Here is a 23,094-nt window from a genome sequence, read left to right as displayed (position 1 = left end):
AGCGCCCGGGCTAATGGTATATAATATTGTGAATTTAACAAAAATTTAACAAGGAGGACGAGAGAATTCGTGCTAAAGCCTCAAAGAAACCGACATCCTGTTGATTTGGACTTAGAGGCGGAGTAGATGAAACCGGCCAAAGTATCCCTGCTCCGCCGTTTGCTCCATTCCTTGAAGCATGTTGATTGTAACATAGCCAAACGTTTCCCATCAACTCTTAAAATTGTAAAATTATTGATTGTTTTTGTGATGTTCATTCCGATTTCTTCAATTTACGCGGAAGATGTCTATCAGAATTTTGAGGAATTAAAAAACAATGAAAAGCCTTCAGATTACCGTATTGTTACGAAAGAAACCGGCAGTCCTGTCCTTATTTTAGCCATTCACGGAGGAGGTATTGAAGGCGGGACAAGTGAAGTAGCGAGAGAGCTCAACAAAGAGTCTTCGATGTATTTATTTGAAGGCTTAAAATCGTCAGGAAACTCTGTGATGCATATTACGAGTACGCATTTTGATGAGCCCCGGGCCTTGAGGATGACGGGAAGTCATGAATATGTCATTTCATTGCACGGGTATGCAGAAGAAGATCAGCAGATCGAAGTCGGCGGTACAGATCGCGTAAGAGCGGCAGATTTAGTTGAAGAACTGCAAAATGCCGGTTTTCCTGCTGTCTTGCTCAGTACAGACCATCCGCATGCAGGCGTTAGTCCGAATAACATTGCAAATAAATCAAAAACAGGTTTGAGTATCCAGATCGAAATGAGCACAGGTTTTAGAAAATCTTTGTTTGGCGTATTTTCTTTAAAAAGCAGATCTGTTACTCAAAATGAGAGGTTTTATGATTTTACCGAAGTGATGTCCCGTTTTCTGAAAAGTAACTACTGAAAAATAGGAGGCCATAAGCCGGCCTCCTATTCCTCATGCTTCTCATTGGTAACGTCAGGAAGCAATTCGTCTGCGGCTTCTGTTTGATATTGAAGGGTGTTATCCCTGGCTGTCAGTTCATTTCGGAAGGTTTCATCCAGCACATTCTTCAGCAAATACCGATGAAAAAAGTATTCAAAAACAGTAAGACAGACAGCGGAAAGAAGAGCGGCTGCAAACGGTGAGAAATCATTTCTTGTTTGGGTTAAAGCAAAGACCCAAATCATAACGAATGAAAGTCCAAAGTCAGCCAATGAAGCTATAATATTGTTTGTTCTCGGAAGGACGAGCATGTCACCGGAAAGGTATGAGACAAAACCTAAGAAAAGTGCAATAAACATCACACTTAGAAAGGATGCATAGTAGACCCTGTCCAATATTACATATAAAAGGGCGAGAGTGAAAGCAATCTTTGAAGAAAGTGCAATGAGATGTTTCATTTGATCACCTAAGTTGTTATTTTTAAGGAAAATCCTTTTCTTAATCGTTATCTTTGTTACAGTCATTATTTTAAACAATTCGATTTTGTTTACACTGGTATTTTTTTCTTGTTGCATGAAACCTTCTTGGTGCAAAAACGTACATATGGTTGATCAGCTTTAGAGGGGGAATTTATTGTGGAGATAAAAGGAATCAATCATTTGTTATTTTCTGTTTCCCATTTGGACACATCAATCGATTTTTATCACAAAGTGTTTGATGCCAAGCTGCTGGTAAAAGGAAGAACAACAGCATATTTTGATTTGAATGGCATCTGGCTTGCACTTAATGAAGAGCCTGACATTCCGAGAAATGACATTAAGGCATCATATACTCATATTGCTTTTACTATTGAAGATCGTGAGTTTGAGGAAATGTCAGCAAAATTAAAAAGGCTTCATGTCCATATACTGCCTGGAAGAGAACGAAATGAACGCGATCGAAAGTCTATTTATTTTACCGACCCAGACGGCCATAAATTTGAATTTCATACCGGAACCCTTCAAGACAGGCTTCGTTATTATAAACAAGAAAAAACGTATATGAAATTTTATGATTGAAACGGCCTCGAGATATCGCAAAGAACATATACATAAATGTGAATAAAGGTTAAAATATGGTAAATGGGGGTTGGTTGAAAATGAAGATACTGGCCTTAACGGCAGTTTTGACGTGTTTTTTTGGCATTGGCAGTACCCATGCGTCAGCATTAGATTTTGATCACAAAACAGACTTTATTTTAAATGACAGCACAAAGTCGTTTGTTCTGGAAAATATCAGTGATGTTCCGGCAATCGAATATTTTTTAGGCTATCAGTTTACGATCTTGGGAGCCAATAGTTGTTCAGTTGAGCTTAAACTTCAACGGATGGGGCTTACGGGGCAATATACCACGCTGAGCACGAAACAATTCAGAGGCAGTTGGTTTGATTTTAGTGCTCAGGATAAAGTTTCAATTGATCCATTTCATCGATACCGTATCTTTGCAGAAGAACATTCGGAAAACTGCACAAGTGTTCGAGTAAAAGGGAGTTATGGTATTCAATATTTTCATTTTGATTGAAGCTCACGATGATAAAGGTGAGCTGTTTTTTTACATAAAATAGAACTAACTAAACTATGTACTAAATTTTCACATAAATTAATTGCCGCGCTCTCTGCATAAATCTAATTCCGTATCATTCCACGACCTAGTAATGAAACGTTTTTAAGCAGATCACGTCTAATGTTTTAAACGGACAACATTTCGATAAAAAGTTTCCTAAAGGAAAGAAAATTTCTTGACTTCAACAATTGTTTGGTGGATAATTATGGTGTAAACATGATGTTCTTTTCCTCCTATTCAGGCTCGCACCTAAAATTCAGGGCGAGCCTGCTTTTTTTGATACAATAAACCCCCTCTCCATAAAGGAAGAGGGGGTTATTTCATCATCTGATAGTTCAATAGATTAATGGACGGTTCTGAACACGCCAATTACTTTCCCTAGAATGCTGACATTCTGTAAGATGATAGGTTCCATCGTTGGGTTTTCAGGCTGTAAGCGAATGTGAGTATCCTCTTTATAGAAACGTTTTACCGTAGCTTCATCATCTTCTGTCATCGCAACGACAATTTCCCCGTTGTTTGCTATGTTTTGCTGTTTAACGATGACATAATCTTTATCGAAAATACCAGCGTCAATCATACTGTCTCCCATAATTTCAAGCATAAACACATGCTCGTCCGGGGGAACCATACGGTCAGGAAGCGGAAAATATTCTTCAATATTTTCTATTGCTGTAATAGGAGATCCCGCCGTGACTTTCCCGATGACCGGTACATTAACGACCTGGCTTTGCGGAATGTCTACTTCTTCATCAAGAATTTCTATCGCTCTTGGTTTTGTCGGATCTCGTCTGATCAGCCCTTTTGTTTCCAAGCGGGCCAAGTGGCCGTGGACAGTTGAACTGGACGCAAGCCCGACAGCCTCTCCGATCTCTCTTACGGAAGGCGGATATCCTTTTGATTTAACCTCTGCTTTAATAAAACGGAGGATATCAAGTTGCCTTTTTGATAGCTTCGTCATTTTTCGCACCTCAAAACGTCGATTTTAAGAAGATTATAGCATGATTTTCCTTACAGTACAAACATAGGTTCGAAAAAACAATTGACAGAAACGTTTGTTCGTATATACTGAAATTATAAAAAGCGAACAAACATTCCTGTTGGAGGTTATGATCATGGGTAAAGAATCTATTATTTTTGTCGGTCTGTTCACAGTGATTTTGAGCGCGGTAATCCTTTTGCTGTCATATACAAGCAGCGGCCAGGAGCTTAATCAGTATGTTAAAATAGAAGTCCAGCAAGGCGATACACTTTGGTCTATAGCCGGCCAGGTAGCAGATAAAAAGAAAATAAACAAAAGTGAATTTATTGAATGGGTGGCTGATAAAAATCATCTTCAGACGTCTGATATCCAGCCGGGAGATGAATTGGTGATTCCATTGAAAAAGAAACATCAGGATGCATATGAATTGGCAACTGTAAGATAGAGAGGAAAGATAGAAAAAATGAAAGCACTCATTTATGCCCGCGTAAGCACAAATAAAGAACAGCAGGAGACGTCATTAAAGCGGCAGGAGGAGGAGCTTACGGCAATTGCGGCCGAGAACGGCATGGAAGTCGTCAAAGTGATTTCTGAGAAAGCTAGCGGATATGAAATGGATCGGGATGGTGTATTTGGGCTGCTTGATGAGATCAAGAATTCTGGAATTGATGTCATTTTGGTTCAGGATGAAACTAGGCTCGGACGTGGAAATGCAAAAATCGCACTGCTTCATTGCATCTATAGAGAAGGTGTGAAAGTCTATACAACGGCTCACAGAGGTGAACTGGAGTTATCGGAGGCTGACTCGATGGTGCTGGAGATCGTCAGCATTGTTGAAGAGTACCAGCGGAAAATTCACAACATGAAAATCAAGCGGGGAATGAAACGTGCAGTAAAAAACGGTTTCAAACCGCAAAAAAACCTGAAAAACCAACATGAAAACAGCGGAAAAGAAAGAATAGAGGTGCCCATCTCAGAGATCGTCCGCCTAAGAGCGAATAAACTGACGTTCGCAGAAATTGCGGCTACGCTGAGAGGATTTGGGTATGATGTATCTAAAGCGACCGTCCACCGGCGGTTTCAGGAATACATAGAGAATGACGAGACAGCCGATTGAATCAGTTGTAAAACTCTTTTTGATCTAGTACTATATAGACAAAATGCCATAAAGGAGTTTAACATGATTTCAAACGAAAAAATTGCCAGAATTAATGAACTTGCTGCCAAAGCCAAAGCTGGCGTTATGACAGAAGAAGAAAAAGCTGAACAGCAAAAGCTCCGTCAAGAGTATTTGAAAGGTTTTCGCTCTTCTATGAAAAACACATTAAAAAGTGTGAAAATCATTGATCCGGAAGGCAATGATGTTACACCAGAAAAACTAAAAAAAGAAAAAAGAAATAATAAACTTCACTAATAGAAGAGGAATACGGCAATAACGTATTCCTCTTTTGCATATACTATAGCAACACTTTCATGGGACAAATTTCAACAAGTTTCTCTCAAATTTAAGCTGAAACAGTTGAGAAAAAGTCGTCAGACATTTATGATGTAAGGGTACAACACATAAGGAAGGGGATTTTTATGGATACAATTGAAAAGAAATCAGTTGCTACCATTCGCACACTGTCCATAGACGCTATTGAAAAAGCAAATTCTGGTCACCCAGGGATGCCAATGGGGGCAGCTCCAATGGCATACACGCTGTGGACAAAATTTATGAACGTAAGTCCGGCAAACCCTGGCTGGTTTAACCGTGACCGTTTTGTTTTATCTGCTGGACACGGATCAGCACTTTTATACAGCATGCTTCATTTAAGCGGGTTTGATCTTAGCATCGAAGATCTTAAGGGATTCCGCCAGTGGGGCAGCAAAACACCTGGACATCCGGAATTCGGACATACTGCCGGTGTTGATGCGACAACAGGACCGCTTGGCCAAGGAATTGCCATGGCTGTCGGAATGGCTATCGCTGAACGCCATTTAGCGGAAACTTACAACCGCGACTCATTTAACGTGGTCGATCATTATACATACAGTATTTGCGGTGATGGTGATTTAATGGAAGGCATCTCTTCTGAAGCCGCTTCACTAGCAGGCCATCTTCAGCTTGGCCGTCTGATCGTATTATACGATTCTAATGACATCTCTCTCGATGGAGATCTCGACCGTTCGTTCTCTGAAAACGCAAAACAGCGTTTTGAAGCAATGAATTGGGAAGTTCTTTATGTTGAAGATGGAAACAACATCGAAGAATTAACAGCGGCTATCGAAAAAGCACGCCAAAATGAAAAGAAACCTACATTAATTGAAGTGAAAACAACAATTGGATTTGGTTCTCCTAACCGTGCCGGTACATCGGGTGTTCACGGTGCGCCGCTTGGTAAAGAGGAAAGCAAATTAACAAAAGAAGCTTACGCGTGGACATATGAAGAAGATTTTTACGTTCCTTCAGAAGTTTATGAGCATTTCGCTAAAGCGGTTAAAGAATCAGGCGAGAAAAAGGAAAAGGAATGGAATGCCCAATTCGCTAAATATAAAGAAGTTTATCCTGAACTCGCTGAACAGCTTGAGCTGGGAATCAAAGGAGAGCTTCCAAAGGACTGGGATCAAGAGGTTCCTGTTTATGAAAAAGGAAGCAGCCTGGCATCCCGTGCATCTTCCGGTGAAGTTCTCAACGGCCTTGCGGAAAAAATTCCTTTCTTTGTGGGAGGATCTGCTGACCTGGCGGGATCAAACAAAACGACAATTAAAAATGCCGGTGATTTTACAGCGGCTGATTACTCAGGCAAAAACTTCTGGTTCGGTGTTCGTGAATTTGCGATGGGCGCAGCCTTAAATGGTATGGCGCTTCATGGCGGACTTCGTGTATTCGGGGGGACTTTCTTTGTCTTCTCTGACTACCTGCGTCCGGCAATACGCCTTGCAGCATTAATGGGTCTTCCTGTCACATATGTCTTCACACATGACAGTATTGCAGTAGGTGAAGACGGTCCGACGCACGAGCCAGTTGAACAGCTTGCTTCACTCCGTGCGATGCCTAATCTTTCCTTGATCCGTCCTGCAGACGGCAATGAGACAGCGGCAGCATGGAAACTTGCAGTACAAAGCAATGAACAGCCAACAGCGCTTGTATTGACACGCCAAAACCTTCCTACGATCGACCAAACAGCTGAAGAAGCATTGGCAGGAGTAGAAAAAGGTGCATATGTCGTTTCTAAATCTAAAAACGAAACACCTGACGCTCTTCTCATCGCTTCAGGCTCCGAGGTGGGTCTTGCGATTGAAGCGCAGGCTGAATTGGCAAAAGATAATATCGATGTGTCTGTTGTCAGCATGCCTTCAATGGACCGTTTTGACAAACAATCAAATGAATACAAGAACGCCGTCCTTCCTGCAGATGTGAAAAAACGTCTTGCGATTGAAATGGGCTCATCATTTGGATGGGGCAAATACACAGGGCTTGAAGGAGACGTGCTCGGCATAGACCGATTCGGTGCATCCGCTCCTGGTGAAACCGTCATCAATGAATACGGCTTCTCAGTTCCAAACGTAGTGAACCGAGTCAAAGCATTACTCAATAAGTAAGTCTTTCAAAGAGGATGAGTCAAATCATCCTCTTTTTCTTGTTTATCCGACAAAAATAGTATTGGCTGTTTAACAGTAATAGACAATTCTTTCTTTTCTTCTTTTGTATAATAGAGTGCAAATGAAATGCTGCTGAAAAAGGGGATGAAAAGATGGAACGTCACTACTATACGTACCTGATAAAAGAGGAATTTGCCAATCACTATTTCGGGCGGGAATCGGTTATGTTTGAGCTGTTTCAAGACTATCATTGGACAAGCCTGACAAAGCAGCGGTATGAAATGACAGAGAAACAGATTCAATATATTACACAGCCAATCCCGATTTTACATATGCATCAGCGATTAAAAATGAATTTACACAACACGGATTACAGGCAGGTGGATTATATTTATAGATTAGCTTTACCGAAAGCAAAAGGCCACGCGACGTTTATGATGAAAGAGAACATGATAGAAATTGTGGCTTCGGGGAATTACGAGGCAGAAACGATATTCTTTGAAGTGTTGAGAAAAGTAAGCCCTTGCTTTCTGGCTATGGATTTCAATTCGAAGCGTTACGGCTGGCTAAATCCGGTGAAAGAAAGAAATTTTGTCTAAAACCGAAGAAAAAGAGATGTAAATGTTGTATAATAGCTTTTGGTTTAGTACACTTTAAACTAGACAACATGAAGGAGGAAATAAAATGACTTTATGGGTTGGCATCCTAGTGGGCGTTGTTGCATTGCTCATAGGTGTTGCACTCGGGTTTTTTATTGCTCGTAAATATATGATGAGCTATCTTAAAAAGAATCCGCCTATTAATGAACAAATGTTACGCATGATGATGATGCAAATGGGAATGAAACCTTCTCAAAAGAAAATCAATCAAATGATGAAAGCCATGAATAATCAAACGAAATAATACGTAAAGATTATGATATAGAGAAACATGGTTATAAAATAAAAAACCCTTATACGGGTTTTTTATTTTGCAATCATTCGTCACCCGCTACTGCTCGAAGGCGCTGCTTTTGATATTGTATGAGAAGATGGTCAAGCTCCTGACTGAGCTCTATCGTACTATGAGATGTCATTCCGTTCGCCATGACAATTTGCAGCAGCTCTGCTCTTTTTTTTTCGATTTCATTTAATAGATGCTCTCTAATCACAGGGATGTATCCTTTCATACATTAGATCTTCAAAGTAAATGTTTGTTTATATTATATCCATATTTATACTAATTTTCAAATGAGAAGGAGTACAATAACTCAATGTCAAATTAAATTATATAAGTTTTTTCTGAAAATAGAAATCCTTCAAGTGAAAGTGTTAAAAAAATGAAATGATTTTGTCATTTGAAGGAATGTCAAATCGTGAAGGGATGATGACATGGGAGACGTGAATTATTTTTTGACTTTCGGAGCGGGATTTCTATCCTTTATTTCGCCTTGCTGCCTGCCGCTTTACCCAGCTTTCTTGTCATATATTACAGGGGTCAGCATGGATGATGTGAAAACAGAAAAGCTGCTGCTGCAGAAAAGAAGTTTGTTTCATACTTTGTGTTTTTTGCTTGGCTTTTCAGTCATTTTTATCGCTTTAGGTTATGGAACATCTTTTATTGGCAGCCTCTTTAGGGATTATCACGATGCGATTCGGCAAATTGGCGCGTTGCTTATTATTTTGTTCGGTTTTATTACACTTGGCGTGTTCCGGCCTGAGGCTATGATGAAAGAGCGGAGAATCCATTTTAAGCATAAACCAAGCGGGTTTTTAGGTTCCATCTTAATCGGAATGGCATTTGCGGCGGGGTGGACGCCATGTACCGGTCCGATATTAGCAGCTGTGATCTCACTCGCAAGCACAAATCCAGGCTCAGCGGTGCCGTACATGATGTTATATGTACTCGGTTTTGCTGTTCCGTTTCTTTTATTGTCTTTTTTTATCACAAAGCTAAAGTGGATAAGAAAGAACCAGCTTTTGATCATGAAAGCAGGCGGCATCTTGATGATTGTGATTGGTGTGCTGTTATTCTTTAATTGGATGAGCCTGATTATTATTTTACTGTCGGATCTTTTTGGAGGATTTACTGGTTTTTAACGGCAAATTACTTTCGTACTACTACTAATCCTTTTGTTTTTGGTACAATAAGACTATTATCTGTGGAAATCGATTTTGGAGGGGAATATGACAAGAGTTTTAGTTGTAGACGACGCCAAGTTCATGAGAGTGAAACTCAGAGAGATCTTGGAAGAGGCAAATTACATAATCGCAGGCGAAGCGGCGGACGGCGAGCAAGCAGCGGACCTGTATAAAACACTGCGGCCGGACATCGTAACAATGGATATTACAATGCCAGTGAAAAACGGCATAAAGGCGCTTCGTGATATCTTAACCTTCGATCCTAAAGCGAAGGTCATCATGTGTACCGCAATGCGGCACCAAAGAATTGTAACAGAAGCGATTGAACTGGGGGCAAAGGACTTTATTGTCAAACCGTTCGAGGAAACAAAAGTGCTAGAAGCTGTCAGCCGCGTGATGGGACATTAAAGTCATTGGTTTTTTTATTGTTTTGGAGTATAGTATATAGTATCAACACTCCTAGAAACAAAGGAATGATAAATATGATGATTATAGTTTCATCGATTATTGCTGTGTTAATGGCTGTAGCTGTGATGGTGGTCAGAATAAAATCTTCTGATAAGCCCGTTTCACCGAAAAAAATCATTCTTCCGCCGATTTTTATGAGTACGGGAGCGTTAATGTTTTTATTTCCGGTATTTTGGGTAACTGGTGCAGAGTTTTTAGAAGCATTCACTTTAGGCGTGATTTTCTCTATTTTTCTAATCAAAACGTCTAAATTCGAAATTAAAAATAATGAAATTTACATGAAACGCTCTAAAGCATTTGTATTTATATTAGTCGGCCTTTTGGTGATCAGAATCGTGATGAAATCGATCTTGAGTACATCAATTGATTACGGCGCACTGAGCGGAATGTTTTGGATTCTGGCGTTCGGTATGATTATGCCGTGGAGAATCGCCATGTACTTGTCATACCGAAAACTTCATAATGAGCTGCAGTCTGCTAATATTCAAATGAATTAAAAAACCTTTCCTCCTGTCAGGAAAGGTTTTTTATTTAAGAAGGGTTTGATATGGTTCGAGATCGATTTTTTTGTCTCTGAGATGTCTTTTTAAGAAGGTATGGTCTCTTTTAGGAGTTGCGAGAATATAGCCTCTGATCATAAGCTTCTGATCAATCTTTGATACCTTTTCTTTTAATGCTAGCTCACCGATTTTACCTGCGATTTTGGCTTTTGCTGCATCTCTGAACAGCTCCGGAACCGGAGATACCAATTCATTAAGGAATTGTTTGTTTTCATTGCTCCACAAATGCCTGCTCTTTTCGATATAGTAATCCTGCCAATCCAGCTCTGACCTGCCGTCTTCTTTTGGTAAACGCTTTAAAAACTTTCGAAACATAAAAAAACCGCCGATTGATAATAAGACAATCATCGTGATCACCCAAAACAGAATAAACCACAAAAACCAGCCTTCCAGCATCAATCATTCCCCCTTATTCTAACCATATTGTATACGAAGAGAGATTAGAAGAACACAGTAAAAAAAGAATAGAAAAAAAGTGATAGACGTCTAGTCAAAAGAGATAGTAGATCATAATCTATTGTATAGTGAATCTTCTATTTGGCCATGGGAGAATCACTAGAGGGCATTTGACGATAAATGGACGGAAAAAAGTCACTTTCATAATAGGGGATGAAAGTGACTTTTCATTTTAGCTAAGAGGAAATTGAATAGAAAAAGAAGAATCATTTTCTGTTTCTTTATTGACGGCAACTGTGAGTAGTTGGTTTTCGCATTCGGTTTGAATGATTTTGTCATTTAAATAAAAAGGAAGCATCATTTGTTTTTCAAAAGTCTGTCCTGACGATTTGACCGTTAAGATGAACTCGCATCCAGACAGGGTAACCGTTACTTGTGTCGGCTGTAAAAAAGTCAGATCCGCTTCAATAATATACTGCTGACTTGTTTCATATAAATCAATAGGCAATGTTTCGTCGTACCAGGCGAAGGGATCTTCAAATAATTGCCGAAGCCATTCATCCATACCATCGAAATCATTAGCGTCATTCCGTTTAGAATGGGTCATGGAAGCATTCCTCCACATATCAACCTTGCTTGACATCATATGCGGCGAATCAGAAATGGGTGAACGCATAAAAAAACAGACACTGAGGTCTGCTTTTCTTACATATCGTGGCTTGAATTGTGCTTTTGTCTTGTGTGGTTCCGGTTTTTCACTTTTTTGCTTCCGCTGAGAGGCTCCGGCTGGCCCGGATTGTGTCCTTTAGGGGCGTTTTTATGCATATCTTTACTAGTATTTTTATTGGTCATAAAATGAGAACCTCCTTAAAAGAGTTCGATGTTATTGATTGGTTTTTCTTTTTTTATTATTTTGGCGTTCCGCTTCAGTCAGTACAAGCTGGTCGTTTTCGATATAGCCTGCGCCTTTGCCTTGGCTTTTTGCGTCATTCATGCCGTTAATGACGTGATTCGCTTTTCGTTTGACCATCATTATCACCTCCATCATAATATGGCTTCTTTTGTTTCGTTCTATGAGAGATCATAAACAGCAATAATTACCGGTACGTTTGTCTGATAAGCCGAACTTATTGTATTTAATAAAAACATTGATATTTACTTATGTATGATTTTGCTTTAATATGAAATTGTGAGAAAATTGTGATGGGATTTATGTTCATCTGAGAATGATCTGATCTGAAGGGGGATTTTGGAGAATGGCAAACGAGCAAAAAACTGCAGCAAAAGACGTTTTCCAAGCGAGAAAAACGTTTACTACAAATGGGAAAACTTATCATTACTACTCTTTAAAAGCATTGGAAGATGCAGGGGTCGGGAAGGTTTCGAAGCTTCCTTATTCCATCAAAGTTCTTTTAGAATCAGTATTGCGTCAAGTTGACGGATTCGTGATCAAACAAGAGCATGTGGAAAATTTGGCAAAATGGGGAACTGCCGAATTAAAGGAAATCGATGTTCCGTTCAAACCATCTCGTGTTATTTTACAAGACTTCACAGGGGTTCCGGCAGTAGTAGACCTTGCTTCACTGCGTAAAGCTATGGCAGCTGTCGGCGGAGATCCTGATAAAATTAATCCTGAAATTCCTGTTGATCTCGTTATCGACCACTCTGTTCAGGTTGATAAAGCAGGCACAGAAGATGCGTTAGCTATTAATATGGACTTGGAATTCGAAAGAAATGCCGAGCGCTATAAATTTTTGAGCTGGGCAAAGAAAGCGTTTAATAACTATCAGGCAGTGCCGCCTGCAACAGGTATCGTGCACCAAGTAAACCTTGAGTTCCTGGCAAGTGTCGTCCATGCCATTGAAGAAGACGGCGAGCTTGTCACGTATCCTGATACGCTTGTCGGAACAGATTCACATACAACAATGATTAACGGAATCGGTGTTCTCGGATGGGGTGTCGGCGGAATTGAAGCTGAAGCAGGAATGCTTGGACAGCCTTCTTATTTCCCTGTTCCTGAGGTAATCGGCGCGAAACTTGTCGGCAAGCTTCCGAACGGAACAACCGCTACTGACTTGGCGTTAAAAGTGACTCAGGTGCTGCGTGAAAAAGGCGTTGTGGGCAAGTTTGTTGAATTCTTCGGACCGGGAATTGCTGAATTGCCGCTTGCGGACCGTGCAACAATTGCGAACATGGCTCCGGAGTACGGCGCTACATGCGGATTCTTCCCAGTAGATGAAGAAGCGCTCAACTACATGCGTCTGACAGGCCGTGATCCTGAACATATTGATGTTGTCGAAGCATACTGCAGAAGCAATGGCTTGTTCTACACTCCTGATGTTGAAGACCCTCAATTTACTGATGTGGTTGAAATTGACTTGACCCAAATTGAAGCAAACTTATCAGGTCCAAAACGCCCTCAGGATTTAATCCCGCTTTCTGCTATGCAGGAAACGTTCAAAAAACATTTAGTCAGCCCTGCGGGTAACCAAGGATTCGGTTTAAATGCTGAAGAAGAAGATAAAGAAATTAATTTTAAACTCCTTAATGGCGAAGAAACAGTGATGAAAACGGGTGCGATAGCCATTGCTGCGATTACAAGCTGTACGAATACATCGAACCCGTACGTTCTGATCGGTGCCGGACTCGTAGCGAAAAAAGCGGTTGAATTAGGACTTGAGGTGCCTAATTACGTGAAAACGTCACTTGCACCGGGTTCTAAAGTCGTTACAGGATATCTTGTGAATTCAGGCCTTCTTCCATACATGAAAGAGCTTGGTTTTAACCTCGTTGGGTACGGATGTACAACATGTATCGGAAACTCAGGGCCGCTTTCACCAGAAATCGAAGAAGCGGTTGCGAAAAATGATCTGCTGATTACATCTGTCCTTTCCGGAAACCGTAACTTTGAAGGACGTATTCACCCGCTTGTTAAAGGCAACTATCTTGCTTCACCGCCGCTTGTTGTGGCATACGCGCTGGCTGGAACGGTGAACATTAACCTGAAAACCGATCCGATCGGTGTAGGCAAAGATGGTCAAAACGTTTACTTTAACGATATTTGGCCGTCAATGGATGAAATTAATTCACTTGTTAAGCAAACTGTTACGCCTGAGCTCTTCCGCAAAGAGTATGAAACGGTATTTGACGACAACAAGCGCTGGAACGAGATTGAAACGACAGATGAAGCGTTATATAAATGGGATAATGAGTCAACCTACATTCAGAATCCGCCATTCTTCGAAGAAATGTCTGTTGAACCAGGCAAGGTTGAACCACTCAAAGGTTTGCGTGTTGTCGGTAAATTCGGCGATTCAGTCACAACGGACCATATTTCTCCTGCAGGAGCAATCGGAAAAGACACGCCTGCCGGTAAGTACTTGCAAGAGAAAGGGGTTTCTCCTCGTGACTTTAACTCCTACGGCTCCCGCCGCGGAAACCATGAAGTCATGATGAGAGGAACATTTGCCAACATCCGCATCAAAAACCAAATCGCGCCGGGTACAGAAGGCGGATTTACAACGTACTGGCCGACTGGTGAAGTAACATCAATCTATGATGCGTGCATGAAATATAAAGAAGATAAAACCGGCCTTGTTGTATTAGCTGGAAAAGACTACGGTATGGGATCTTCACGTGACTGGGCTGCAAAAGGAACAAACCTTCTCGGCATCAGAACGGTCATTGCTGAGAGCTTTGAGAGAATTCACAGAAGCAACCTTGTATTTATGGGTGTTCTGCCGCTTCAATTTAAACAAGGTGAAAATGCGGAAACACTCGGCTTAACCGGTAAAGAAGTGATCGAGGTAGATGTTGATGAAAGCGTACGCCCTCGTGATATCGTTACAGTAAGAGCAATTGATGAAGACGGAAATGTAAAAACATTTGAAGCACTTGTCCGCTTCGATAGTGAAGTTGAAATTGATTACTATCGCCATGGCGGCATCCTGCAAATGGTGCTTCGCGATAAAATGAAGCAGTCCTGATGAATCAATAGGAAGAGAAGGCATTTCGCTTTCTCTTCTTTTTATGACAAAGTGTGCTGCGGAGGTGGCATATGATGAAAAAATGGCTCGCAAGGATCCTGCTTATTATGCTTGCCAGCTATATGGGATGGAATTTGTATCAAACATACACCAAAAAAGAAGTGGGAATAGAAGAGGGACAGCAAGCTCCAGAATTCACTTTGAAAACGCTATCGGGAGAGAAAAGTTCCTTACAAGACACAAAAGGCAAAAAAGTCCTCCTCAATTTTTGGGCAACTTGGTGTAAACCGTGCCGGCAGGAAATGCCAGCGATGGAACAGCTGCAAAAAGAATACGCAGACGAACTTGCAGTTGTTGCTGTTAATTTCACTTCAGCTGAGAAAAGTGTGAAACAGGTTCAGGCGTTTGCTGATACGTATGAATTAACGTTTCCTATCCTGATTGATAAAAAAGGGATCAATGCTGACTATAACGTGATGTCATATCCAACGACGTATATCTTAGATGAAAAAGGCGTTATTCAAGATATACATATCGGCACCATGACAAAAAAAGAAATGGAACAAAAACTGGATCTTGATTAGATTCAGTTTTTTTATGTTCTGAATGCTTACAAATTTTCAGAATTGGAAAAAATAAATGAATATGCGGAGGTGAGAAGAGTGAAGAAGATGAGAAAACGTTCTTTTCATGAGCTCGTCATGGAAAATAAAAAAGAGCTGATGACCAATACAGAGTATTTAAATCAGCTTGAGGAAAAGCTTGAACAGCGATTTAAGCAAAAATAACCTTTAATTTGTATTCATGTTTACCCCTCCTTTTGAGAATCCTATCTATTGAGGAGGGATAGACATGGGAAACAACAAGAAAAACGGTCAGCCTCAATTTGCTCCAAGCCACTTGGGTACGAAGCCTGTAAAATATAGAGCCAATAAAGGGGAAAAAATGCAGGATAAGTCCGGACAGCAGCCGATCATCATGCAGACAAAAGGTGAGTAGCGCAAAATTGAGTATATTTCTAGGAGGTCCATCCAAATGACAAATAACCATAAACAATACCAGCACCCTAATCCTGATGATCGTTCTGATAACGTAGAAAAGCTGCAGGATATGGTTCAAAATACAATTGAAAACATGGAAGAAGCAGAAGCATCAATGGAGTTTGCTTCAGGAGAAGATAAGCAGCACATCAAAGAAAAAAATGCTAGACGCGAACAGAGTATCGAAGCGTTTCGCAATGAAATTCAAGACGAATCCGAAGCGAGACAAAACGGATACCGCTCTTAAAAACCAGGGAAACCTGGTTTTTTTCTTTCTGATTTGATTATGGTAAAATGGGGCTAAATTGACGTTAAGGGAGCAGAATAATTTTGCAGGTATCAAAAAAAGAAATAGAAGTGCGTTATGCAGAGACAGATCAAATGGGGATTGTCTATCACGCAAATTATCTTGTGTGGATGGAGGTCGGCAGAACGGCCCTCATAAAGGATTTAGGCTTTTTATACAGTGATATGGAAAAGAGAGGCGTCCTCTCACCAGTCGTTGATATCAATATATCCTATAAAAAGCCGCTTCATTATGGAGAAACCGCGGTTGTGCATACATGGATAGAGGACTACAACGGCTTTAAAACCGTCTATGGTTATCATATTTATAATCCGGCCGGCGAGCTTTCCATCGAAGCCACCTCATCTCATATTTGTGTTGATAAAGAAAGCTTTAAGCCTATTCAGTTCCGCAAAGCTTTCCCTGATTGGCACGCAGCGTATGAAAAGGCCAAAAAATAGGGAAGTGAACGAGATATGGCGTTTGGAGTGAAACGGGAAGAACTCAACCGGTGGAAACAAGCAGTGAAAAGAGGAGACATTGCATTTTTAACCCATTACTGGCTGGATGACCGGTTTCCAGAAGCAAAGACCGTGACAAAAGCCGGCTGTGCAGATATTGATAAACTGATTCAATGGGGAGCGGCGTACGGTTTAAAAAAAGAATGGATACATAAGAAAAGTGAATTTCCTCACTTTGATCTCCTGGGTAAGACACAAAAATATATTTTGGAACAAGAGAACCTGACCGATCATCTTAAAAGATTTCATTTGTAAAAAAAGGAACGCACATAACGTGCGTTCCTTTTTTATTGATATTCAAAAACAGGTTCATCAGCATCCTCTGAATAGCTGACTAGAAGGTCATGGTTATCGAAGTACCATAGATCACTTTCTTCAATAAAGAAGGTAATGCCGCCGGCTTCTGCAGTGGCTCCAGCCTCTTGCGGGGCATCTTTCGCAACACCGAGGGAAAATCCCTTTTGAACGTTGCTGCAGCCGCCGTAGCGGACGAAAAAGCGAACCTGATCTCCGCTTTCTAAATCCAGCTCTTCTTTATACCAGTTCAGTGCGTCTTCGTTAATTGTCATATTCATAACAGAACACCCCTTTGTACTTCATTTGAATTTTCTCTATTATAAACGTATTAGGCTATTCTGTGTCAAAAGAGAAGGTTTTTACGTTTATAACCATTTCACTTTAGGTTCTGTTTTATTGATAATTCGTTTAATGTTTGCCCGGTGTCTGTATATCACAAAAATAGTGAGCAGGGCAACAACAATCAATAAATACCTATCATGGACAAAGAGACTATATATAACAGTATAGATCCCTGTTAACATTGATGACAGGGAAACAAATTTAGTCAAGTATAAAAAGATGAAAAATACCGCGATCATCGTGATAAATAACAGAGGTGCGTAAAATAGCAAAACGCCTCCAGACGTTGCCACGGCTTTACCGCCTTTAAATTTGGCGAATATAGGAAACACATGGCCTAAAACTGCAAAGACTCCAATAAGAAGCGGATGAATATCAACATGCATGAGATAAGGCAATGCAGTTGCCAGCGTCCCTTTCAAAATATCTCCGGCTATGACGACGGAACCAGCTTTTACGCCCAGCGTACGGAACGCGTTGGTTGCGCCTAGGTTGCCGCTTCCGTGTTCCCGAATATCAATTCCCTTGGCAAGCTTGCCCACAATTAAGCCAGATGGAATGCTGCCTATCAGGTAGGCCAAAATAATCAATAAAGCAATAAACATCTACATTTCTCCTTTTTCAAAGTCCCTTCTTTCTATTTTAACATGAGATGTCATGATCTGATGACAAGTTTTTTGTAAAGTTTGCTTACACATCCACACAAATGTGCACCATATTTTGATTTCTTTCATTTTGATCGTGTAAAATAGATGAAAAAGGAGTGGTACAGAATGCAAAACCCTTCCAAAGCGGAATTGAAAGAGATTCTTGATAGAAGCAAGCGAATAGCGGTAGTGGGGCTTTCGGACCGGCCGGATAGAACGTCACATATGGTTTCAAAAGCGATGCAGGATGCGGGCTATGATATCATTCCCGTCAATCCTACAATTGATGAAGCTCTGGGTGTCAAAGCCGTTTCATCTTTAAAAGAGATTGACGGCCCAGTTGACATTGTCAATGTATTCCGGCGCTCTGAACAGCTGCCAGGCGTTGCGGAAGAGTTTTTGGAGACAGATGCTCCGGTATTTTGGGCACAGCAAGGGCTGGTCAACGAAGAAGCTTACAAGATGCTAAAGGAAAAAGACAGAACGGTTATCATGGATCTGTGTATAAAAGTGGCGCACGCAGTAACAAAATAGATGCAGAACCGCAAAAATCCTTGTGAATTCAAGGATTTTTGCTTTTTAATTTTAAGATATTGTTTGCGTATTACGGTGAAACAGATACAATAAAGCTTGAACAGCTTTTTTTGAACACCTTGTCCAGCTGGGTTTCGGCCGTTCGATTTGCGAAGGTCTGCTGCTTTATATATAATAAACAAACATACGTTCTCGTTTCGTAAAAACAGCACTTTGCCCGATGTTTTGTGAACTGATTCGTTAGCTTTATGTTGCGATCACAAACATATTGGTTATAATGGGGAGTCCAAGGCAGTACCGGCTTAAGGCGAGGTTTATAAAAAATACTTTTTACAATTGATGCGCATTACTGAAAAAAGAGAAAGACAATGTTAGTTTTTGAAAGGGGTTTGTACGTTTGGCTAGAAAACAGCAATTTGATTACAACGAAGATGCCATTCAGGTGCTCGAAGGCCTTGAGGCCGTCAGGAAAAGGCCGGGTATGTATATTGGTTCTACTGACGCGCGGGGCTTACACCACTTGGTTTATGAAATTGTAGATAACTCTGTCGACGAGGTGCTTGCCGGCCATGGAGATCACATTATCGTCAAAATACATAAAGACAACAGTATTTCTGTACAGGATAGAGGCCGCGGCATGCCGACCGGAATGCATAAGCTCGGCAAACCAACCCCTGAAGTGATTTTAACGGTGCTTCATGCCGGAGGAAAGTTCGGCCAAGGCGGTTATAAGACAAGCGGAGGGCTGCACGGGGTTGGTGCATCAGTCGTAAATGCTTTATCTGAATGGCTGACGGTTACCATTGAGCGGGACGGTTTCATTTATCAGCAGCGGTTTGAAAATGGAGGAAAACCGGTTACATCCCTCGAGAAGATCGGCAAAACAAAAAAGACAGGAACGCTTACGCACTTTAAGCCAGATCCAACGATGTTCAGTGCAACAACTTATAATTTTGAAACGCTTTCTGAACGATTAAGAGAATCTGCGTTTTTGTTAAAAGGATTAAAAATTGAGCTGATTGATGAGCGGAATGACCAGCAGGAGGTCTTTTATTACGAGAACGGCATAGAAGCGTTTGTCGCTTACTTAAATGAGGAAAAAGACGTCTTGTCTGAAGTGGTCTCGTTTGAGGGCGAGCATCATTCAATAGAAGTGGACTTTGCGTTCCAGTTTAATGACGGCTATTCTGAAAACATTCTGTCATTTGTTAATAACGTCAGAACAAAAGACGGCGGTACTCATGAGTCAGGTGCAAAAACAGCGATGACACGCGCTTTTAATGAATATGCGAGAAAAGTGGCTTTGCTGAAAGAAAAGGATAAGAACCTTGAAGGCACTGATATAAGGGAAGGGCTTTCAGCCATTATCTCTGTTCGCATTCCCGAAGAGCTTCTTCAGTTTGAAGGACAAACAAAAGGAAAGCTCGGTACAAGCGAAGCGAGATCAGCAGTTGATGCGATTGTTTCAGAGCAGCTTGCTTATTTTTTAGAGGAAAACCGGGATACCGCAACGCTCCTTGTCAAAAAAGCAATCAAAGCGAGTCAGGCACGCGAAGCGGCACGCAAAGCCCGTGAAGAAGCAAGAAGCGGCAAAAAACGCAAAAAATCTGAAGCGACATTAAGCGGAAAGCTGACGCCCGCCGGTTCAAGAAACCCGGCAAAAAATGAATTGTATCTCGTTGAGGGCGATTCTGCAGGCGGATCAGCCAAGCAGGGAAGAGACCGCAGATTCCAAGCGGTTCTGCCTTTACGCGGTAAAGTCATTAATACGGAAAAAGCGAAACTTGCTGATATCTTTAAAAATGAAGAGATCAATACGATCATTCATGCGATCGGCGGCGGAGTCGGAGCGGATTTCTCAGTCGATGATATCAACTACGACAAAATCATCATTATGACCGATGCCGATACTGACGGCGCTCATATTCAAGTGCTGCTTCTCACTTTTTTCTATCGCTATATGAAACCGCTCATTGAGCATGGCAAGGTGTTCATTGCACTGCCTCCTTTATATAAGGTCAGCAAAGGAAGCGGGAAAAAGGAAATCATTGAATATGCATGGTCTGATGAAGAGATGGATGATGTCCTGAAAAAAGTCGGCAAAGGCTATACCATTCAGCGATATAAGGGACTTGGAGAGATGAACGCAGACCAGCTGTGGGAGACGACGATGAATCCGGAGTCCCGTACGCTTGTAAGGGTCAAAATCGACGATGCGGCACGCGTAGAGAGACGTGTCACGACGTTAATGGGAGACAAAGTGGAGCCGCGCAGAAAGTGGATTGAGAAAAACGTCGCTTTCGGCTTAGATGAAGAAAGCAATATTTTAGAAAATGAAAACTTATCGGTCGCTGAGGAGGTTTAATGATTGTCACAGCCAGAATTATTTCATGATTTACCATTAGAAGAGGTGATCGGGGACCGTTTTGGGCGCTATAGTAAATATATTATTCAAGACAGGGCGCTTCCTGATGCAAGAGACGGCTTAAAGCCGGTACAGCGCAGAATTCTGTATGCGATGCATACAGATGGAAATACGTTTGATAAAAACTTCAGAAAAGCGGCCAAAACGGTCGGTAACGTTATCGGTAACTATCATCCGCACGGTGACAGCTCGGTTTATGAAGCAATGGTGCGGATGAGCCAGGATTGGAAAGTGCGAAATGTGTTAATAGAAATGCATGGGAACAACGGAAGCATCGACGGAGATCCTCCGGCAGCCATGCGTTATACAGAGGCGCGATTATCTCCGATCGCATCTGAGCTTCTGCGGGATATTGACAAAAATACGGTTGAATTTGTGCCGAACTTCGATGATACAAGCAAGGAGCCTGTCGTACTCCCGGCGATGTTCCCTAACCTATTGGTCAACGGATCTACCGGGATATCAGCGGGATATGCGACTGACATTCCCCCTCATCATCTCGGAGAAGTCATTGATGCTGTTATTAAACGCATCCAAATGCCATCTTGTTCTGTTGATGAACTCATGGAAGTCATAAAAGGGCCTGATTTTCCGACAGGCGGTGTTATTCAAGGTGTTGACGGCATAAGAAAAGCTTACGAAACCGGAAAAGGAAAAATCATTATCCGCGGAAAAGCTGAAATAGAAGGAATCAGAGGCGGACGTGAACAAATCGTCATTACTGAAATTCCTTATGAAGTAAACAAAGCCAACCTTGTGAAAAAAATGGACGAGTTCCGCATTGATAAAAAGGTTGAGGGCATCTCAGAGGTTCGCGATGAAACGGACCGTACAGGGCTGAGAGTGGTTATTGAACTGAAAAAAGAAGCGGATGCCAAAGGCATTTTGAATTTCTTATATAAAAATACCGATTTGCAGATCACATATAACTTTAATATGGTGGCCATTCATAACCGCCGTCCGATGCTGATGAGTCTGCCGGCTATTTTAGATGCATATATCGGCCACCAAAAAGAAGTCGTCACAAACCGTTCCGTTTACGAGCTTCAAAAAGCAAAAGACAGGCATCACATCGTAGAAGGTCTCATGAAAGCTTTGTCCATTTTGGATGAAGTCATTGCAACAATCCGTTCTTCAAGCGACAAACGTGACGCTAAAAACAATTTGATAGCGAAATATGAATTTACAGAGCCTCAGGCTGAAGCGATCGTGTCATTGCAGCTATACCGTTTAACCAATACAGATATCACAGCGCTGAAGGAAGAGGCTGAAGAGCTAGATGAAAAAATTGAAGAGCTCGAATCCATTCTGAGCAATGATAAAAAGCTGTTAAAAGTGATCACAAACAGCTTAAAAGCACTGAAAAAGAAATATGCAGACACAAGACGCTCTGTGATTGAAGAAAAAATTGAGGAAATTAAGATTAACCTTGAAGTCATGGTTGCCTCTGAAGATGTATATGTGACCGTTACGAAGGATGGTTACTTAAAACGGACGAGCCAGCGCTCATATGCCGCTTCCAACGGTCAGGATTTCGGAATGAAAGATACGGATAGGATACTGCATCAGTTTGAAATGAATACGACAGATGTGCTGCTGCTCTTTACGAACAAAGGAAGCTATATCTATTGCCCGGTTCACCAGCTGCCTGATATCAGATGGAAGGACATGGGCCAGCATTTTTCAAATGTGATTAGCATTGATGGTGATGAAACGATTGTAAAGGCCATACCGATAAAAGAATTTGATCCAGCAGCGTATCTATTGTTCTTTACGAAAAACGGAATGGTGAAAAAGACAGAGCTCACCCATTATAAAGCACAGCGTTATTCTAAAGCGCTCGTGGCATTAAATTTGAAGGGTGAAGATGAACTGATCGATGTACATGTGACAAATGGGGAAAGCCAGATCTTTATGGCCACTCACCTTGGATACGGCCTATGGTTTGGAGAGGACGAAGTAAATGTAGTTGGTGCGCGTGCGGCAGGTGTCAAAGGGATTAACTTAAAAGAAGATGACTTTGTGGTCTCCGGAGAGATCCTTCAAGAATCTGATTCAATTGTATTGTTCACACAGCGGGGAGCGGTAAAACGCATGAGTCTCGCCGAGTTTGAAAAAACGTCCCGTGCAAAACGAGGTGTCGTGATGCTAAGGGAACTGAAGAAAAATCCTCACCGTGTCGTATCGGTGTTCGCTTGTCGTCTTGATCAACGACTTATGGCGGAAACAGAAAAAGGCGACAGAAAAGAACTGCAGGCAAAAGACTTGCGGACAAACGACAGATACAGCAATGGCTCTTTCTTTATTGATGAAGAGGAATCAGGCAAAGTCACAGCTGTTTGGCGCCTTCAAACAGAGCAATAATATAAAACCCGCTCACATTATGTGAGCGGGTT

Annotated in this window: 31 protein-coding genes; 22 read left to right on the top strand and 9 right to left on the bottom strand. The window is 41.4% G+C overall.

All coding sequences use genetic code 11. From position 1 onward, the window contains the following. The first annotated feature begins 126 nt into the window (after window positions 1–126). Entirely contained in the window at window positions 127–885 is a 759-nt protein-coding gene (locus tag JMN17_RS05075) for a poly-gamma-glutamate hydrolase family protein (RefSeq protein ID WP_087991435.1), read from the top strand. A gap of 26 nt (window positions 886–911) precedes the next feature. Here the strand turns inward: JMN17_RS05075 and JMN17_RS05070 are convergent, their stop codons facing one another. After that, window positions 912–1,364 carry a YndM family protein gene (locus JMN17_RS05070; RefSeq protein ID WP_087991452.1) on the bottom strand — a complete coding sequence of 151 codons (453 nt, stop codon included), beginning with the start codon at window positions 1,362–1,364 and terminating at the stop codon, window positions 912–914. A gap of 177 nt (window positions 1,365–1,541) precedes the next feature. Here JMN17_RS05070 and fosM point away from each other — a divergent pair, with 177 nt between their 5' ends. Both fosM and JMN17_RS05060 read left to right on the top strand, forming a co-directional pair. After that, window positions 1,542–1,964 carry a FosM family fosfomycin resistance protein gene (fosM, locus tag JMN17_RS05065; RefSeq protein WP_087991434.1) on the top strand — a complete coding sequence of 141 codons (423 nt, stop codon included), beginning with the start codon at window positions 1,542–1,544 and terminating at the stop codon, window positions 1,962–1,964. A gap of 80 nt (window positions 1,965–2,044) precedes the next feature. Further along, window positions 2,045–2,467: a hypothetical protein gene (locus JMN17_RS05060; RefSeq protein WP_414958333.1), complete on the top strand. Its 423-nt coding sequence runs from the start codon at window positions 2,045–2,047 to the stop codon at window positions 2,465–2,467. A 385-nt stretch (window positions 2,468–2,852) separates the two neighbouring features. Here JMN17_RS05060 and lexA read toward each other — a convergent pair whose 3' ends face one another. Then, window positions 2,853–3,470, bottom strand: a complete 618-nt coding sequence (lexA, locus tag JMN17_RS05055; RefSeq protein ID WP_087991432.1) for a transcriptional repressor LexA — start codon at window positions 3,468–3,470, stop codon at window positions 2,853–2,855. Window positions 3,471–3,618: 148 nt separating this feature from the next. On the opposite strand from lexA, the gene yneA reads away from it, so the two are divergent. The 6 genes from yneA (at window position 3,619) to JMN17_RS05025 (ending at window position 7,979) form a co-directional block, all read left to right on the top strand. Beyond that, the gene (gene yneA, locus JMN17_RS05050) at window positions 3,619–3,936 is read left to right on the top strand and encodes a cell division suppressor protein YneA (RefSeq protein ID WP_087991431.1); all 318 of its coding nucleotides are present in this window, start codon (window positions 3,619–3,621) and stop codon (window positions 3,934–3,936) included. Between the two features lie 18 nt (window positions 3,937–3,954). Next, entirely contained in the window at window positions 3,955–4,608 is a 654-nt protein-coding gene (locus tag JMN17_RS05045) for a YneB family resolvase-like protein (protein WP_087991430.1), read from the top strand. A gap of 63 nt (window positions 4,609–4,671) precedes the next feature. Then, a complete protein-coding gene (locus JMN17_RS05040) occupies window positions 4,672–4,905 on the top strand; it encodes a DUF896 domain-containing protein (RefSeq protein WP_087991429.1) in 234 nt (77 codons plus the stop codon). 167 nt (window positions 4,906–5,072) lie between these two features. Next, entirely contained in the window at window positions 5,073–7,076 is a 2,004-nt protein-coding gene (gene tkt / locus JMN17_RS05035) for a transketolase (protein WP_202327634.1), read from the top strand. Between the two features lie 152 nt (window positions 7,077–7,228). After that, window positions 7,229–7,675 (top strand): sporulation inhibitor of replication protein SirA, encoded by a 447-nt coding sequence (gene sirA / locus JMN17_RS05030; RefSeq protein WP_087991427.1) that lies wholly within the window; start codon window positions 7,229–7,231, stop codon window positions 7,673–7,675. Window positions 7,676–7,760: 85 nt separating this feature from the next. Beyond that, a complete protein-coding gene (locus tag JMN17_RS05025) occupies window positions 7,761–7,979 on the top strand; it encodes a YneF family protein (protein ID WP_003221221.1) in 219 nt (72 codons plus the stop codon). Between the two features lie 73 nt (window positions 7,980–8,052). Here the strand turns inward: JMN17_RS05025 and ynzD are convergent, their stop codons facing one another. After that, entirely contained in the window at window positions 8,053–8,226 is a 174-nt protein-coding gene (gene ynzD / locus JMN17_RS05020; RefSeq protein WP_087991451.1) for an aspartyl-phosphate phosphatase YnzD, read from the bottom strand. A 220-nt stretch (window positions 8,227–8,446) separates the two neighbouring features. Here ynzD and ccdA point away from each other — a divergent pair, with 220 nt between their 5' ends. The 3 genes from ccdA to JMN17_RS05005 all read left to right on the top strand — a co-directional run bounded on the left by ccdA (window position 8,447) and on the right by JMN17_RS05005 (window position 10,161). Beyond that, complete coding sequence (gene ccdA / locus JMN17_RS05015) at window positions 8,447–9,154, top strand: cytochrome c-type biogenesis protein CcdA (RefSeq protein ID WP_202327633.1); 708 nt, start codon at window positions 8,447–8,449, stop codon at window positions 9,152–9,154. Window positions 9,155–9,241: 87 nt separating this feature from the next. Next, window positions 9,242–9,604: a response regulator gene (locus JMN17_RS05010; protein ID WP_087991425.1), complete on the top strand. Its 363-nt coding sequence runs from the start codon at window positions 9,242–9,244 to the stop codon at window positions 9,602–9,604. A gap of 65 nt (window positions 9,605–9,669) precedes the next feature. Beyond that, window positions 9,670–10,161 carry a CcdC family protein gene (locus JMN17_RS05005; RefSeq protein ID WP_087991424.1) on the top strand — a complete coding sequence of 164 codons (492 nt, stop codon included), beginning with the start codon at window positions 9,670–9,672 and terminating at the stop codon, window positions 10,159–10,161. Window positions 10,162–10,191: 30 nt separating this feature from the next. On the opposite strand, the gene JMN17_RS05000 is transcribed toward JMN17_RS05005, so the two are convergent. The 4 genes from JMN17_RS05000 to sspO form a co-directional block, all read right to left on the bottom strand. Beyond that, window positions 10,192–10,620: a DUF2621 domain-containing protein gene (locus JMN17_RS05000; RefSeq protein WP_202327632.1), complete on the bottom strand. Its 429-nt coding sequence runs from the start codon at window positions 10,618–10,620 to the stop codon at window positions 10,192–10,194. 232 nt (window positions 10,621–10,852) lie between these two features. After that, the gene (cotM, locus tag JMN17_RS04995; RefSeq protein WP_202327730.1) at window positions 10,853–11,245 is read right to left on the bottom strand and encodes an outer spore coat protein CotM; all 393 of its coding nucleotides are present in this window, start codon (window positions 11,243–11,245) and stop codon (window positions 10,853–10,855) included. 80 nt (window positions 11,246–11,325) lie between these two features. Continuing rightward, complete coding sequence (locus JMN17_RS04990; protein WP_003221237.1) at window positions 11,326–11,472, bottom strand: small acid-soluble spore protein P; 147 nt, start codon at window positions 11,470–11,472, stop codon at window positions 11,326–11,328. Window positions 11,473–11,503: 31 nt separating this feature from the next. After that, a complete protein-coding gene (gene sspO, locus JMN17_RS04985) occupies window positions 11,504–11,650 on the bottom strand; it encodes an acid-soluble spore protein SspO (RefSeq protein ID WP_003244839.1) in 147 nt (48 codons plus the stop codon). Window positions 11,651–11,876: 226 nt separating this feature from the next. Here sspO and acnA point away from each other — a divergent pair, with 226 nt between their 5' ends. The 7 genes from acnA to JMN17_RS04950 all read left to right on the top strand — a co-directional run bounded on the left by acnA (window position 11,877) and on the right by JMN17_RS04950 (window position 16,708). Next, window positions 11,877–14,606, top strand: coding sequence for an aconitate hydratase AcnA (gene acnA, locus JMN17_RS04980; protein ID WP_202327631.1), 2,730 nt, complete (start codon window positions 11,877–11,879; stop codon window positions 14,604–14,606). Window positions 14,607–14,677: 71 nt separating this feature from the next. After that, the gene (locus JMN17_RS04975) at window positions 14,678–15,190 is read left to right on the top strand and encodes a redoxin domain-containing protein (protein WP_087991421.1); all 513 of its coding nucleotides are present in this window, start codon (window positions 14,678–14,680) and stop codon (window positions 15,188–15,190) included. A gap of 78 nt (window positions 15,191–15,268) precedes the next feature. Beyond that, window positions 15,269–15,394 carry an FbpB family small basic protein gene (locus JMN17_RS04970; RefSeq protein ID WP_003244964.1) on the top strand — a complete coding sequence of 42 codons (126 nt, stop codon included), beginning with the start codon at window positions 15,269–15,271 and terminating at the stop codon, window positions 15,392–15,394. Window positions 15,395–15,458: 64 nt separating this feature from the next. After that, window positions 15,459–15,605, top strand: coding sequence for an acid-soluble spore protein N (locus JMN17_RS04965; RefSeq protein ID WP_010328560.1), 147 nt, complete (start codon window positions 15,459–15,461; stop codon window positions 15,603–15,605). 36 nt (window positions 15,606–15,641) lie between these two features. Beyond that, window positions 15,642–15,893, top strand: coding sequence for a small acid-soluble spore protein Tlp (gene tlp / locus JMN17_RS04960; protein ID WP_087991420.1), 252 nt, complete (start codon window positions 15,642–15,644; stop codon window positions 15,891–15,893). Between the two features lie 83 nt (window positions 15,894–15,976). After that, on the top strand, window positions 15,977–16,393 hold the full coding sequence (locus JMN17_RS04955) for a YbgC/FadM family acyl-CoA thioesterase (protein WP_087991419.1): 417 nt from the start codon (window positions 15,977–15,979) through the stop codon (window positions 16,391–16,393). A 15-nt stretch (window positions 16,394–16,408) separates the two neighbouring features. Further along, entirely contained in the window at window positions 16,409–16,708 is a 300-nt protein-coding gene (locus JMN17_RS04950; RefSeq protein ID WP_087991418.1) for a hypothetical protein, read from the top strand. A gap of 32 nt (window positions 16,709–16,740) precedes the next feature. Here the strand turns inward: JMN17_RS04950 and JMN17_RS04945 are convergent, their stop codons facing one another. Together JMN17_RS04945 and plsY are read right to left on the bottom strand one after the other, a co-directional pair. Beyond that, window positions 16,741–17,028, bottom strand: coding sequence for a HesB/YadR/YfhF family protein (locus JMN17_RS04945; RefSeq protein WP_087991417.1), 288 nt, complete (start codon window positions 17,026–17,028; stop codon window positions 16,741–16,743). A gap of 87 nt (window positions 17,029–17,115) precedes the next feature. Continuing rightward, window positions 17,116–17,697 carry a glycerol-3-phosphate 1-O-acyltransferase PlsY gene (plsY, locus tag JMN17_RS04940; protein ID WP_087991416.1) on the bottom strand — a complete coding sequence of 194 codons (582 nt, stop codon included), beginning with the start codon at window positions 17,695–17,697 and terminating at the stop codon, window positions 17,116–17,118. A gap of 168 nt (window positions 17,698–17,865) precedes the next feature. On the opposite strand from plsY, the gene JMN17_RS04935 reads away from it, so the two are divergent. The 3 genes from JMN17_RS04935 (at window position 17,866) to parC (ending at window position 23,062) form a co-directional block, all read left to right on the top strand. Beyond that, window positions 17,866–18,273 (top strand): CoA-binding protein, encoded by a 408-nt coding sequence (locus tag JMN17_RS04935; RefSeq protein ID WP_087991415.1) that lies wholly within the window; start codon window positions 17,866–17,868, stop codon window positions 18,271–18,273. A 397-nt stretch (window positions 18,274–18,670) separates the two neighbouring features. Next, window positions 18,671–20,638, top strand: a complete 1,968-nt coding sequence (gene parE, locus JMN17_RS04930; protein WP_087991414.1) for a DNA topoisomerase IV subunit B — start codon at window positions 18,671–18,673, stop codon at window positions 20,636–20,638. Between the two features lie 3 nt (window positions 20,639–20,641). Further along, a complete protein-coding gene (parC, locus tag JMN17_RS04925; protein WP_087991413.1) occupies window positions 20,642–23,062 on the top strand; it encodes a DNA topoisomerase IV subunit A in 2,421 nt (806 codons plus the stop codon). Window positions 23,063–23,094 lie beyond the last annotated feature (32 nt).

Source organism: Bacillus sp. RHFS10, from assembly GCF_016757475.1.
Classification (GTDB): Bacteria; Bacillota; Bacilli; order Bacillales; family Bacillaceae; genus Bacillus; species Bacillus subtilis_G.
Note: the sequence above shows the minus strand (reverse complement) of the source record. Positions and strands in the feature narration are given on the sequence as shown.